The organism is Arthrobacter sulfonylureivorans (assembly GCF_047607445.1).
In the GTDB taxonomy this organism is placed as follows: Bacteria; Actinomycetota; Actinomycetes; order Actinomycetales; family Micrococcaceae; genus Crystallibacter; species Crystallibacter sulfonylureivorans_A.
Genome location: NZ_JBLKRT010000007.1, coordinates 110,722 through 124,665 on the forward strand (window position 1 = coordinate 110,722; position 13,944 = coordinate 124,665).

Sequence of the window (13,944 nt, forward strand, 5' to 3'; positions counted from 1 at the left end):
GCGGCCCGCTACGGACAGGCTAATGGCAACGGCTACAGTTCTGCTTTACCGGCCCGCCAGTACCCCATGAACGCCACCTGCTTGCGGTCCACGCCCACATCGCGGACCAAGTAGCGCCGCAGCTCACGGATCACCGCCGCCTCACCGGCTATCCAGGCGTAGAACGGACGCGTGGACCCCGTGGTGGTCTCCCAGAGGATCGTCCGGTCAACATCCACCTCCTCCGGGTCCTCTCCCGCGACCTCGGCCAGGCCTGCTCCCGGAACAACGACGGCGGTGCGCACCGCTTCGCTCAGCAGCTCGCCGTGCGGGCGGTCGCCTCGCGCCAGCCAGGCGACCTGGACGTCTGCGGCCGACCGGATGTCCTGGAAGTCCGCGGCATCGGGCACTTCCAGCACCGCATTGCCGGTCATGTCCTCCGGGAGGCTTTCCAGGATGGCCGCGATGGCCGGCAGGGCGGTTTCGTCGCCGGCCAACAGCACGTGGGACGCCAGTCCGGGACGCCACTCGATGCCGCCGTAAGCTTTCGCCGTGGCGCACTGGGCCGCCTCGGCGTTCGGGCCGATGATCGTGACCTCGTCGCCCGGGCGGGCCGCCGCGGCCCAGCAGGATGCCGGGCCCCCGTTGCCTGCGGCGTCGAAATGCAGCACAAAGTCAACGTCCAGTTCGGCCCCGAGGGCGCCTGCCGCGGGTCGGAATTCGCGGACCGTGTAGGTGCGCATGGAGCCGCGTGCGGCCGGGTCCATGGCCAGCCACTGCTGATACCAGCCGCCGCCCAGTTCCACCGCGACGTCCGTGCTGGTCCGGCCGTCCGGCACTCCATGGGTCGCGCCCACCCCGCCCGAGCCTGTCGAGACCCCAAACGCAGGCAACGGGAGCCGTCGCCCATCGGCGTCGAGCGACGGGATCATCACCTTGATGCGCAGGTCCAGCGTGGGCCCGTCCACGCCGAAGCGGCGCAGCGATTCGCCGGAGAACGTGATGCGCCGGTAGCTTGGCGAGAGCTCCTCCACCCGGCTGACGGCAACGCCGAAGGCCAGCACCGGCACCACCGCGGACGTTTCAGTTGCTACAGCGGTCATTCTGCGGATCCCTTCGTTGCGGATTCATCGACTGTACGGATAAGGCCCGGTTTCGCTCCTGACGACGGCCAGATCCGTACAGTCGATATGGACGGGGCAGACCGGCTCATGCTGCCGGTTCCTTGTGGTCGAACTCCATCCTGGTCAACGGTGGAGCAGCGTTTGCCAACGGTTCTGCGGCTCGGTCCTGCGCCGAGTCAGCGGGGGCCTCGCAGTGGTGGCGTCCTACCGGAACCACCATCGGCGTCCCGGAAACCGGATCCGGGATCACCCGGGACTCCAGCCCGAACACGGTCTGCACCAGCTCCGCGGTGACCACCTGGGCCGGTGCGCCCTCGGCCACCACCCGGCCGGCTTTCATCGCCACCAGATGGTCGGCGTAGCGGGCGGCCAAGTTCAAATCGTGCAGCACAATGGCCACCGAGGTGCCGCGGCGCCGGTTCAGGTCGGTGATCAGGTCCAGTACCTCCACCTGGTGCGAAACATCCAGGAAGGTAGTCGGCTCATCCAGCAACAGCACGTCGGTCTGCTGCGCCAGCGCCATGGCAATCCACACCCGTTGCCGCTGCCCGCCGGACAGCTCGTCCACATTCCGCTCGCCGAGTTCCAAGGTGTCGGTCGCCGCCAAAGCCGTGTTCACGGCGTCGTCGTCCTCCCGGGTCCACTGCCGGAACCACCCTTGGTGCGGATAGCGGCCGCGCCCCACCAGTTCCGCCACGGTGATTCCCTCCGGCGCGGCCGGGCTCTGCGGCAGCAGGCCCAACACCTTGGCCACGTCCCGGGTGGACTGCCGGTGGATGTCCTTGCCGTCCAGCAGCACGGATCCCCCGGTAGGCTTCAGCAGGCGCGCCAGACCGCGCAGCAGCGTGGACTTGCCGCAGGCGTTGGCGCCGACAATGATCGTCACCTTGCCCTCGGGCAGCCGGACGGTAAGGTCCTGCACCACAGTGCGCTGGTCATACGCCAGCGTCAGGTTCCGGGATTCGAGCGTGCGCACTTAGCCTCCTTGGCCTCGGCGGTTGGTGCTGACCAGCAGCCAGAGCAGGAACGGCGCGCCCAGCGCACCGGTCACCACTCCCACCGGCAGGGACGTGCCGCTGGTCAGGTACATCGGAATGAGGTTGGCGGCGGCAAAATCGGCGGCCAGCACAATCACGGCACCGACCAGTGCGGCCGCAGGCAAGGACGCCGCACCGCCCAGCAGCCGGCGGGCGATTGGACCGGACAGGAAGGCGATAAAGGCCACCGGTCCGGCCGCGGCGGTGGCGACGGCGGCCAGAAGCACCGCCACCACCATCAGGCCCAGCCTGGCCGGGGCCACGCGCACGCCCAGCGCCGCCGCGGTGTCGTCGCCCATTTCCAGACCGCGCAGGCTGCGCGCCAGCAGCGCCACCGCCACCAGCAGCACGGCCAGCCCGGCCACCAGCACCACGGCGCGGTCCCAGTTGCTGGAGTTGAGCGAGCCGTTCAGCCAGACCAGTGCGCCCTGCGCGGTGCGGATGTCGGTGCGCGTCAGCAGATAGCTGACCACAGCCTGCAACACCGCCGCGAAGCCGATGCCGACCAGGATCAGCCGCGACCCGGCAGCGCCCGGGACGGTGCTGGACCGATGCGACAAGGCGAAAATCCCCAGGGCCACTACCAGCGCACCGGCCATCGCAGCGGCCGAGACAGCCAGACCTGCCGCGCCGAACACCACGATCGCGGTCACCGCAGAGGCGCTGGCGCCATAGCTGATCCCGATGATGTCCGGACTGGCCAGCGGATTGCGCAGCATGGTTTGGAAAATGCTGCCGGACAAGCCGAACGCCAGCCCGACCAGCACACCGATCACCGCCCGTGGCAGCTTGTGCTCCATCACGATGAAGCTGGCGCCGGGAATCCGTTCGCCGGCCAGCAGCCGGACGAAGTCCGGGATGGTCACGGTGTAGCTGCCCAGCAGCACGTTGACAAAGAACAGCACGACGACGGCGCCCGCCAGCGTGCCAAGGACCGCCCGGCGTCGGCTGGTGCGCCCGGCCTTCCCGGAAACTGCGGTTTCCCGGCGAGGGCGGGGTATATCGTCGAGGCCACCCGCCATGGACGGTGCCCTCGACGGCAAACCCTGCCCTCGGCGTTCTCGCTGCGAAAGGTCCAGTTTGCTCACAGGCCGGCCGCCTTTCGCCGCCGCACCAGCCAGATGAACACCGGGGCGCCGATGATCGCGGTGGTGATGCCTGCCTCGATTTCGCCCGGCGGCGCCACGAACCGGCCCACCACGTCGGCCGCCACCAGCAGCATCGGCGCCAACAGCATGGCGTAGGGCAAAATCCATCGGTAGTCCGGGCCGGTCAGCGCGCGCACCATGTGCGGAATCACCAGGCCGACGAACGCAATCGGGCCGGCAATGGCGGTGGCCGCACCGCAGAGGATCACCACGCCGAGCGCAGTGACCGCCCGGGACAGTGCCACCTTTTGACCGAGGCCGCGGGCCACGTCGTCGCCCAGCGAAAGATTGTTCAGGACCCTTCCGGTGAACAGCGTCAGCAGCAGGCCCGCGGCAATGAACGGGGCCACCTGGCCGATCAGGTCCCAGCCGCGGCCGGAGACCGAACCCACCTGCCAGTACCGGAAACCTTCAAGGGTGTCCTGGTTGGTGACCAGCACCGAGTACATCAGTGAACTCAGGCCGGCGGACAGCGCGGCACCGGCCAGTGCCAGCTTCACCGGCGTGGCACCTTCCCGGCCCATGCTGGCCACACCGTAGACCAGCACGGCGGCGAGCGCGGCGCCAGCGAAAGCGAACCAAATGTAGCCGGACAGTTGGGTGACGCCGAACAGGAAGATGCCGGCAACCACCGCGAGCGCCGCACCCGCATTCACGCCCAGGATGCCCGGGTCCGCCAGCGGGTTTCGCGCCACCCCCTGCATGGCGGCACCGGCAACCCCGAGCGCCGCACCCACCAGCAGGCCGGTGACGGTGCGCGGGATGCGTGAGTGGACCACCGCATGGTCACCGTTGGCGGGGTCGAAGGCAGTGAAGGCCTGGACCAGGGTCTCCAGGCTGATCGGACGGGCACCCAGCGCCAGCGAAGCGAAACAGATCAGGGCCAGCGCGATCAGAGCGGCCGGAATGCCAATCAGCGCCCTGCGGGTGGTCCGACGTCCGGGCTGAGGAGATCCGGGCTGTGGAGATGAGGCCTGCTGCCCGCCGGAGGGCCGGCCAGCGGACATGCTGCCGGCGGCTCCCTGCCCCGCGGGCACGCTGCCGACGGCTCCCTCGGGCAACGGATGGGAAGGCGCTGTTGCTGCCAGATCAGCTGGCATGGCACTCCCCCTCGGGCCGGAATAAGGCGACTCAGGTAAGGCTAGCCTATGCTTGCGGACATTAAGAAACGCTTTGGTGCCCTATTTGGCCTTTGCTCCGTCCGTCCGGCCTTTGCCCCGCTCGCCCGGCCGCCAGTCCGACTGCGCGATCTGGCCCGCTTGGCTGCCTGGCCCGCTTGGCTGCCTGGCCCGCTTGGCTGCTTGGCCCGCCAAGCCCGGACTCGGCGCCCTTCACCACCGGCTGGCACCGGCCCGTGCATAATCAACTCATGCCACATCCCATCGTCCTGCTCCACGGCTGGGCCTGCTCCGCCGCGTACTGGAAACCGCTGGCGGACCGGCTCTCGGCCAGCGGCCGTCACGTGGTGGCCGCGGACCTCCCGGGCTACGGCAGCGATCTTCGCGCCGGCTACGACTGGACGGTGGAGAACGTTGCCGCCACTCTGGCCGAACAATCCGACGAGGGGCCCGTGCACTGGGTGGGACATTCGCTGGGCGGCAGCATTGCCGCGACCATCGCGGCGCGTTTCCCGCGCACGACGGCGTCACTTACCTTGGTGGGGATGGTCCCGGTAGCACCGTCACCTGCGACGGTCGAGAAGCTGGCCCGGCTGTTCGGCGGGGAGTCCTCCGATCCGGAAGCAGACTTGGCGGCCGGAGAAGAGCTCATCGGTGCATGGTTCCGGGGCGGCAACGAGCCGCAAGGCGAGGACCGCGAAACGTTCCTTGCCCCCTTCAAGCGGTGCCCCGCCGTCGTCCGCCAAAGCCTGCCGGCCGGGGTGACCGGCGCGGCACCGGACGTGGCGGAGCTGGTGTCCGCCCCCACCCTGGTGGTGACCGGCAGCCGGGATGCAACCCGACCGCCGGCCGCCGTCGCGGAATTCCTGTCCCGGCACCCGGCCTGGCGTCACGCCTCGGTGCCGGATGCCGGACACATGGTGCATTGGGAGCAGCCGGCCGCCTGCGCCGAGGCGATCCTGCGGCACATTGAATCCGCGGAGAACGCGGACGCTAGGGCCGCTTGGCCGGATGGGTCTCGCGCTGGACCACCGGCATGATTTCGGTGGCGAGGAGTTCGATGGACCGGGCGGTGTCCGCGAACGGCAGCCCGCCGAGGCCCACCTGCGCCATGTAGCGGTCGTGGCCGAACAGCTGGTACTGCTCCATGATCTTGTCGATCACTTGCTGCGGGCTTCCGGCCAGGAGCCCCCCGCCCGGGCCGGCCCACGCCTCGAAGGTCTCGCGCGGGAAATGTCCCGCAGGCCGCGGCATGTTCTGCTCGAAGTAGGCGCGGTAGTACGGGTAGAACTTGTCGCGGGCCTCCTGGGAGGTGGGGGCCACGAAGAAGTGACCGCCCGTTCCCACCGGCAGCGTGGCCGCGTCATGCCCATGCGCCGAGGCGGTTTCTCGGTAGTACTCAATGTGCCGGGTGAAGTGCTGCGGCCCGGAGAGCAGCGCCAGGTACAGCGGCAGCCCCAGCCGGCCGGCGCGCTCGAACGACGCAGGCGTGCCGCCCACGCCAACCCACACCGGCAGCTTCTCCTGCAGCGGTCGCGGCGACACGTCCATGCCGCGGATGCTGTGGTGATGGGTTCCGTTCCAGCTCAGGTTCTCTTGCTCGCGGGCCGCAAGCAGGAGCTGCAGCTTCTCTTCGAACAGCCCGTCATAGTCGGCCATGTCGTAGCCGAAGAGCGGATAGGACTCGGTGAAGGCCCCGCGCCCGGCAATGATTTCCGCCCGGCCGCCGGACAGCAGGTCCAGCGTGGCGAACTGTTCGAAAAGCCGTATTGGATCCTGCGTGGACAGCACCGTGACCGCGGTGGCCAAACGCAGCGAGGTGGTCTCACGGGCGATGGCGGCCAGCACAACTTCGGGAGCAGAGATGGCGAAGTCTTTGCGGTGGTGCTCGCCGAGACCCAGGAAGGAGATGCCCGCCTGATCGGCGATCTTCGCTAGCTGGACCAACTCGTCCAGGCGCTGCCGGGGCGACAATGCCTCACCGTCCGGCCCGTGTGTCAGCTCGCCGAAGGTGAAGATGCCGAAGTCCATTAGTGCTCCCGTGGGTCGCGTGCAGTGTCCGTTTAGTTGAAGCTTCAGGTAATCCGGAATATTCCCCCGACCGCAAAAGACCCCTCGGCAAAAGACCTACCGGGAAGTAACATAAGGGGACAGCACAGGGCCTGAAGCCCGGCAGGCCCGCGTCGAAGGGGACTGTCATGAGCGCCGAGACCGACCAGAAAATAGCCAGTGCCAGCTTGGATGCCGCCGCAGGGCCGCTGCCCGCCGAAGCAGGCACGGCCGGCCCGGCGGAAACCAGCGAACGGGACGCCCGCGAGCTCGCCGAGGCGGCGCGCGAAACAGAATGGACCCGGCCGAGCTTCGCCAAGGGCCTGTACATGGGCCGGTTCGAGCTTGACCTGATCCACCCCCATCCGCAGCCGACCCCGTCGGAGCGGGAGGCCGGCGAGGCGTTTCTGGCGAGGCTGGAAGACTATGCCCGCACCATGGACGGGGGGCGGATAGAACGCGACGCGAAGATACCGGACGAATACATCGCCGGCCTGGCCGATCTGGGCACCTTCGGCATGAAGATCCCGGTGGAATACGGCGGCCTGGGGTTGTCGTTGCTCTATTACGGCCGTGCCCTGATGCTGCTGGGCTCAATACATCCTTCGCTCGGCGCACTGCTGTCTGCCCACCAGTCCATCGGCGTTCCCGAACCGGTGAAGGTCTTCGGCACCGAGGAGCAGAAGCGCGAATACTTGCCCCGCTGCGCTGCCGGCGCCGTCACAGCCTTCCTGCTCACCGAGCCCGACGTCGGCTCTGACCCCGCGCGGCTCGGCACCACCGCCACTCCCACCGAGGACGGCGAGGCGTACCTGCTCAACGGCAGCAAGCTGTGGACCACCAACGGCGTGATCGCTGAACTGGTGGTGGTGATGGCCAAGGTCCCGGAGCATGGCGGCCAACGCGGCGGCATCTCGGCGTTCGTCGTGGAAGCTGACTCCCCCGGCATCACCGTGGAGAACCGCAATTCCTTCATGGGCCTCAAGGGCATCGAAAACGGCGTTACCCGGTTCGACAATGTTCGTGTCCCTGCAGCCAACCGACTGGGCCGTGAGGGTCAGGGCCTCAAGATCGCGTTGACCACGCTGAATACCGGCCGCCTCTCCATCCCGGCGCTCTGCGCGGCCGGCGGCAAATGGTCGCTGAAGATCGCCCGGGAATGGTCCAATGCACGCGTGCAGTGGGGCAAGCCCGTCGGCAAACATGAGGCGGTCAGCAAGAAAATCGCCTTCATCGCCGCCGGCTCTTTCGCCCTGAACGCAGTCTTTGAGCTGTCTGCCGGACTGGCCGATGCGGGCATGAAGGATGTCCGGATTGAAGCCGCACTGGCCAAGCTGTGGTCCAGCGAATTCGCGTACAAGATCGCCGACGAATTGGTCCAGATCCGCGGCGGCCGCGGCTATGAGACCGCCGATTCGCTGGCCGCCCGCGGCGAACGCGCCGTGCCGGCCGAGCAATTGCTGCGCGACCTGCGGATCAACCGGATCTTCGAAGGGTCCACCGAAATCATGCATCTGCTGATCGCCCGCGAGGCCGTGGACGCGCACTTGGCCGCGGCCGGAGATTTGGCCTCGGCCGATGCCGATCTCCAGGCCAAGGCCAAAGCCGCCATGGGCGCCAGCAGTTTCTACGCCAAGTGGCTGCCCCAACTGCTCGCCGGCCAAGGCATGAATCCCCAGGCCTACAAGGACTTCGGTCCGCTGGCCAAGCATCTGCGCTACATCGAGCGTTCGTCCCGCCGGCTGGCCCGGCAGACCTTCCTCGGCATGGGGCGGTGGCAGGCCGGGCTGGAGAAGCGGCAGGCATTCCTGGGCAGGATCGTGGATATCGGCGCCGAACTCTTCGCCATGGCCGCCAGCTGCAGCCATGCCGAAATGCTGCGCAGCCAGGACCCGGCGCAAGGCAAGGGAGCGTACCAGTTGGCGGACGCCTTCTGCCTGCAGTCCAGGGAACGGATCCACCAGCTCTTCGGCGAACTCTGGCGAAACTCGGACGCCAGCGACGGCAAGCTGGCTTCCCGGGTTCTCGCCGGCGATTACACCTGGTTCGAAGCCGGGGTCCTGGACCCTTCGGAGGGAACGGGGCCATGGATTTCGGAACGCCCGACCGGTGTTTCGGCCAAAGAGAACCTGCACCGCGCCTACCGCTGAATCGGCCTCGCGCCTACCGCTGAATCGGCCTCGCGCCTACCGCTGAACGGGCCTTCCGCCTACAACAGCGGCCAGACGCGGCGCTGCGCGTCGAAGACATCCCAGGCCCGCGGCACCAGGCCCAGCGACACGTTGCACATCTGCTGCAGCTGCTCCATGCTCCCCGCCCGGAAGGTCCCGGTGCCGGATTCACTGAACGGATCCGGGTAGCGGGCTCCGCCCATGGCTGCCCATTCCAGTCCGTGCGAATGACCGCTGCAGAACTGCCAGACATACATTAACGACGGCGGCAGGTCCTCGGCCCGCAGGTCTTTCAGGATGGAGGTCTGCGTACGGTTCTTGGTGGCGTAGCCCCAGGAGTCGTCGGCTTTTCGGGCAAAAATCGGTGGCAGCTCCAGCGACTCCGCCACCTCGTTCACCGTGCGGCGCAGACCGTTGAAATACTCCATCGCCCGGGCATGCCGTTCCGGCCGAAAGTCCGCCAGATAGGCATCCCAGAACGATGCCGCGTTGAACACGTCCCGTGCAATGAGCACCAGGCTGCGCCTGGCCCGCTCGGCACCCTCGGCCGGCAGCAGCGCCCACAACACCGTGGAAGTGCACTCGATCACCGTGCGCACCAATGAATACGGCGCATGGGTCTGCAGCCGGTATTCCGCCGTACCCTGCCCTGGGTGTTCCTCGAAGAGCAGCCGACGCAGTGCCAGCACATTGTCGGTGGCCGCAGCCAATGACTGGCGGAGCAGGCTGCTCACGCTTTGGGCTGCGGTGAATTGCTCGTCCAACTGGGCCAGCGGGGATCCCGGCTCAACCGCCGGCTGGTCGCGCTGCAGCCATGGCTCCAACTCCTGCAGCATCTGCAGGATAGCCAACGCTGCCCGGCCCTCCGGGTCCGCTCCGCCCACCGCGCGCATCTGGCCGAAGGAGGCACCGCCGTCGTCCATTGGCCCATGGTAGCGCCGCTACGGCGCGTGGTTCCTGCCGCAGGTCCCTCCGGTCAGTCGGGCCGGCGGGTGGAGCGCGCCGCCGGAGTGCGCCGCAATCAGTTGGCCCGGCGGGTGCTGCGCGGACGGCCGGCACGCGCCGCGATGAGCAGTCCCGCGCCGGTCAATCCGATGCCCAGCAGCGTTTCCGGGCCGACTACGCTGCCCGCCGACGGCCAGAAAATATCCACGGCCAGCGCTCCGATGAGCTGTCCACCAATCACGGTCAGCGTCATCAGCAACACGCCGGTGCTGGCCACGCAGACGGTGGCAGCGGCCAGGATCATGGTGCCGAGCGGGCCGCCCAGATAGAGCCACCATTGCCCGGTGAGGAGGTCCGCCTGCCCGATGATCGCCGTCTGCAACACCCAGACCGCCAGCAGGGCCACCGTTCCCACACCGAAGTTCAACAGCGTGGAGATCACCGGGCTGCCATGAGCAGTACCGATTTGGCCCAGGACGCCCTGCTGGACGCTCTGCAACAACCCCGACACCAGCGGGATCAGCATGAACAGCAGCAGCGGGCCCACTGCCGCCGATGGCCCGAAATGTGCGCTGGCGGCAAGGATCGCTGCCAGAAAGGCGAACACCGCACCGGTGATCCGGGCCTTGCTGATCGCAATCTTTCGGCCGGCGCCGATACCCAGGCGGTCCATTAATAGGCCGGAAGCCATCTGGCCGGTCACGATCGCGATGGTGAACAAGGACAAGCCGATCGGCCCGACAGTTGCCGACTGGGCGAACACGTAGAGGGCACCCACGACGCCGGCCAGCAGATACCAGCGCGGGTACACCCGCCGTCGCAGCAGCTCCGGAACGGCACGCAATTTTCCCCGCACCTTCGGCCGCACCAGCGCATACAGCACCACCGCCGCGAAGCCGGTGCCGAAGCTGACCAAGGCTGCGCCCACGCTGTCCTGCAGCACTATGCCCAACTGGCTGTTGAGCCGGCTTTGCACGGCCAGTCCCCCGCCAGCAAGTAGTGCCAGCAGCAGAGCCAGCGGAACCGGCAGTTGGATGCCCTCGCGGCGGGTGGAATTCCTTCCGCCCGGCACCAGTCTCCCGCGGCTGCCGCGGGGAGAATCAGCGGGCCGGTCTGCATGCACGTGCCGATGCTATCCCGCCCGGCAGCTCCTGTCTGCGCTTGCTCTTGTCAGCTGGGGTTTCTTGTCAGGACCGCCCTATCGGCTGCCGGCGTCTTTGCGGGACCATCGTCTTGCCAGTCTTCGTGTTGCGGGCCCATCGTCTTGCCAACCCCGTCGTGTTGCCAGCCTTCGTGTGCCAGCCGCGTAGCGGGCGTCCTCACCGGCCCCTTGACGCGCCGCTCCAACCAGTTCGCAGCCCTCGCCAAATTCCGGCTCGTCATCTTGACCTTGACGCAACGTCAAGCTTCATAGTGGTTCCATGAGCATGACACCGGAGGTCAACACGTATTCGATCCAAGAAGTCGCCAAAGCTGCCGGGACTACCAGCAGGACCTTGCGGCACTACCAGGACATCGGCCTGCTCATGCCGAGCCGCACTGGCCACAACGGCTGCCGCTATTACGACGACGGGGCCTTGCTTCGGCTACAGCGGATCCTCCTGCTGCGCCAACTTGGGTTGGGTCTGCCGGAGATCACCAAGGTGCTTGAAGGCACCAAGGACACAACCGCCGCCCTGCGCGGACATCTGGAACTTCTCATGCAGGAGCGCGATCGGCTTGAACTGCAGATCGCCTCCGTCAAGACAACGATCGACAAGACGGAAAGGGGCGAACAGCTCATGGCAAAGGAAATGTTCGACGGCTTTGACCACACACAGTACAAGGAGGAAGTCGAAGAGCGGTGGGGCAAGGACGCTTACGCCAAGGGCGACCGGTGGTGGCGCGGCATGTCCGACGCCGAGCGCGCGTCCTGGAAGGAACAGTCCAAGCAGTTGCTGGCAGATTGGGTTGCCGCCGGCGAGTCCGGGTTGGCTGCCGAAAGCGCTGAGGCTCAAGCTTTGGCACAGCGTCAATACGACTGGCTCGCCAGTGCCAACGGCGGCCAAGAAGTCTCCTTCGGCTATTTCACAGGGCTGGGCGACACGTACGTGGCAGACCCGCGGTTCGGTGCCAACTACGGCGGCGAGCAGGGCGCTACCTTTGTACGGGACGCGATGAAGGTCTATGCCGACGAACACCTGCAGTAAGGCTCCATGCAAGCGGCGTGGGGACAATCCGCGAGTGTTGTCGCCACGCCGCTCTTTGCGGTCAAGCTGCCGGCCGGATCAGTTCGTCCCGGCCGATGCGGACGACCGCCCAGCCACCCGTGGCGCCGATGTCGGGGCGGCCAGTGTCGGCGGCACCCGCTTGCCGCAGGGCGGCCTTCACCAGGAGCAGCGGCTCCGGTGCGGTCCGCTGGCCCCGCCGCACAGCAGTTGCCTCTTGCACAGCCGCTGCATCAACGGCCGACCCGCTCAGCGGCGTGCCGGGCAGGGGCGGTGCGGTGGAGATGTAGGTGTGGCCGGTTGGGGCGGTCGTCAGCACGCTGTGGCGTGGCCCGTCGATGGGTGCGGTGGTCCAGCCGTCGGCTTCCTTGGCGTGGTTGCAGCGTTCACACAATCCGTGCCCGTTGGCGAGGCTGGTGGGCCCGCCCTCGGCCCACGCGACGATGTGGTCGATGTGCCGGATCGGCGCGTCGCACCAGGGACTTCCGCAGACCGCGTCCCGGGCCAGCACCATCCGCCGGATCCCGTCCGGGAACTTCCGGGCCTTCGAGTCCATGGCCAGCAGTTGCCCGGTCCCCGGCGCGGTGTAGAGCCGCCGGATCCAAACGTCCTCCACCCCGCCGACCTTCAGGTTCCGCAACCGCTCCCGTCGAGCCGTCTCGCGGGCGGTCTGCCAACCCGGCTCGGTCCCGGCCGGCGGAGCCAGCCGCCCGATGCCGCCACCCGGCGGCCCCGGCCGCCCGAAACTGCTGCCCGGCGGCCCCTGCCGCCCGAAACTGCTGCCCGGCGGGTCCTGCTGCCCGGCTCCCGCACCAAACGGCACCTTGTGCCTGACGTCGTCACCCGGCGGGCCGGCTAAGCGTTCGCCGGGCGGGCTTTGGCCTGCCTGGCCGCCTCTTGGGTCGGCGTTGGCACTCTCGGGCGGGTTCTGGGGCAGGCGGATCAGGTCGCGGGCGTACTGGGCCGGGACGATGCCGTAGCCGGTCAGCCAGGCCGGTTCGCGCTCGCCCTGCAGCAGCGCCCTGTCGGTCATCACCAGCTGCACTTCCAGCCGGGCCGGGTCGGCGGTGCTGCGGCCCGTGACGCGTTCAAAGACAGTATCGGCCATCACCTGCCCCCGCGACCGGGGATCCCCGGCGTTCGCCAACCGGTCCGCTTCCTGTTTCAGCGCGGCCATCACCGCAACACCCTGCGCTACCGGCAGCAGGGTGCGGACCGAGACCATCACGTCGGGTTCCGGCCGCGAGGAGACGTACCGGTCCGCTTCGGCCTTCGCGGCGCGTTTGACCACCGCGTGCGGGTCCAGCCGGTATGCGGCGCGTTTGGCTTCGGCCTCGATCTGCCGGTTCCCGAGCCCTTGCAGGCGTTCCGGGTTCCCGGCCAGTTCCGCATCCACCAGCGCGCGGTGTTCCGGGGTGAGGCAGTCGGTTTCACTGACCAGGATCGCCGCCCGCCGCTCGTTCAGGACCCCGGCCGCGAGCGCTTTGAGCGTGTGCGGCATCTCGGTGACCAGGACCCTGGCCCGGGCCAGCAGCAACGCGCCGCAGTTCGGGGACTCCCGGCGCGCCAACCCGACCTGCTTGGCGATCCCTTCACCCCGCCGCGCGGCGGGCACGCCCTTGGCGGCCCGCTCGGCCAGCATCTGCTGCTCCAAGGCGACGATGAGCTGGGCCTGCTCCGCGGCGATCGCGTCCTTCGCGTTCTCCCGCGCGGTGATCTGATCCACCAACACGTCCGCCGACGCCTCCAAATCCACCGGCGGCAACCACACCCCGGACCCGTTCCCCGCGGGCAGCCCACCCACCGGAACCCCGCCGCCAACAGCCGTGGCGTCCGACGGAGGGACAACGCCTGCCGGGGTTGACGCCGGCGAGGCTCCGCTGCCCGATGATGCGGCCGCAGGTGCCGCGCCAGCAGACACCGCACCAGCAGGCGCGGCACCGGACGAGACTGTGCCGGACGGTGCGGAGGCCTGCGTCGCGACAGGCGGTTCAGGTACTGGCGGATCAAACATCTTGAGCGTCTCAATCTTCAGCGCGCCCAAAGGCACGGCATCGACTACGAACGGTCGCGGAACAAAGCCCGCAGACGCCACCCGGAACCCCAAACCCGGTGGCCAACGTTTGGTGCTGAACTGCTACTGAAAACAGCTTATAAGTCGGGTCG

The 13,944-nt window shown here is 68.1% G+C and carries 11 protein-coding genes; 3 read left to right on the forward strand and 8 right to left on the reverse strand.

The window, feature by feature from the left end; genetic code table 11:
- Window positions 1-32: 32 nt before the first annotated feature.
- From ACMX2H_RS05295 to ACMX2H_RS05310, 4 genes are all read right to left on the reverse strand, one after another.
- A complete protein-coding gene (locus tag ACMX2H_RS05295) occupies window positions 33-1,082 on the reverse strand; it encodes a siderophore-interacting protein (protein WP_414959385.1) in 1,050 nt (349 codons plus the stop codon).
- 106 nt (window positions 1,083-1,188) lie between these two features.
- Window positions 1,189-2,079 (reverse strand): ABC transporter ATP-binding protein, encoded by an 891-nt coding sequence (locus tag ACMX2H_RS05300; protein WP_414959387.1) that lies wholly within the window; start codon window positions 2,077-2,079, stop codon window positions 1,189-1,191.
- The gene (locus ACMX2H_RS05305; protein WP_414959410.1) at window positions 2,080-3,162 is read right to left on the reverse strand and encodes a FecCD family ABC transporter permease; all 1,083 of its coding nucleotides are present in this window, start codon (window positions 3,160-3,162) and stop codon (window positions 2,080-2,082) included.
- Window positions 3,163-3,224: 62 nt separating this feature from the next.
- The gene (locus ACMX2H_RS05310; RefSeq protein WP_414959412.1) at window positions 3,225-4,295 is read right to left on the reverse strand and encodes a FecCD family ABC transporter permease; all 1,071 of its coding nucleotides are present in this window, start codon (window positions 4,293-4,295) and stop codon (window positions 3,225-3,227) included.
- Window positions 4,296-4,657: 362 nt separating this feature from the next.
- Between ACMX2H_RS05310 and ACMX2H_RS05315 the strand changes: the two genes are divergently transcribed.
- Window positions 4,658-5,446, forward strand: coding sequence for an alpha/beta fold hydrolase (locus tag ACMX2H_RS05315; RefSeq protein WP_414959388.1), 789 nt, complete (start codon window positions 4,658-4,660; stop codon window positions 5,444-5,446).
- Here the strand turns inward: ACMX2H_RS05315 and ACMX2H_RS05320 are convergent.
- Entirely contained in the window at window positions 5,400-6,437 is a 1,038-nt protein-coding gene (locus ACMX2H_RS05320; RefSeq protein WP_414959390.1) for an LLM class flavin-dependent oxidoreductase, read from the reverse strand. The two genes, ACMX2H_RS05315 and ACMX2H_RS05320, sit on opposite strands and share 47 nt — an antisense overlap.
- A 167-nt stretch (window positions 6,438-6,604) precedes the next feature.
- On the opposite strand from ACMX2H_RS05320, the gene ACMX2H_RS05325 reads away from it, so the two are divergent.
- Window positions 6,605-8,605 carry an acyl-CoA dehydrogenase family protein gene (locus tag ACMX2H_RS05325; RefSeq protein WP_414959392.1) on the forward strand — a complete coding sequence of 667 codons (2,001 nt, stop codon included), beginning with the start codon at window positions 6,605-6,607 and terminating at the stop codon, window positions 8,603-8,605.
- 59 nt (window positions 8,606-8,664) lie between these two features.
- On the opposite strand, the gene ACMX2H_RS05330 is transcribed toward ACMX2H_RS05325, so the two are convergent.
- Entirely contained in the window at window positions 8,665-9,549 is an 885-nt protein-coding gene (locus ACMX2H_RS05330; protein ID WP_414959394.1) for a hypothetical protein, read from the reverse strand.
- Window positions 9,550-9,647: 98 nt separating this feature from the next.
- Window positions 9,648-10,694, reverse strand: coding sequence for a DMT family transporter (locus ACMX2H_RS05335; protein ID WP_414959396.1), 1,047 nt, complete (start codon window positions 10,692-10,694; stop codon window positions 9,648-9,650).
- 298 nt (window positions 10,695-10,992) lie between these two features.
- Here ACMX2H_RS05335 and ACMX2H_RS05340 point away from each other — a divergent pair, with 298 nt between their 5' ends.
- Window positions 10,993-11,760, forward strand: coding sequence for a MerR family transcriptional regulator (locus ACMX2H_RS05340; RefSeq protein WP_414959398.1), 768 nt, complete (start codon window positions 10,993-10,995; stop codon window positions 11,758-11,760).
- Between the two features lie 61 nt (window positions 11,761-11,821).
- Here ACMX2H_RS05340 and ACMX2H_RS05345 read toward each other — a convergent pair whose 3' ends face one another.
- Entirely contained in the window at window positions 11,822-13,549 is a 1,728-nt protein-coding gene (locus ACMX2H_RS05345) for an HNH endonuclease (protein ID WP_414959400.1), read from the reverse strand.
- Window positions 13,550-13,944: the final 395 nt, after the last annotated feature.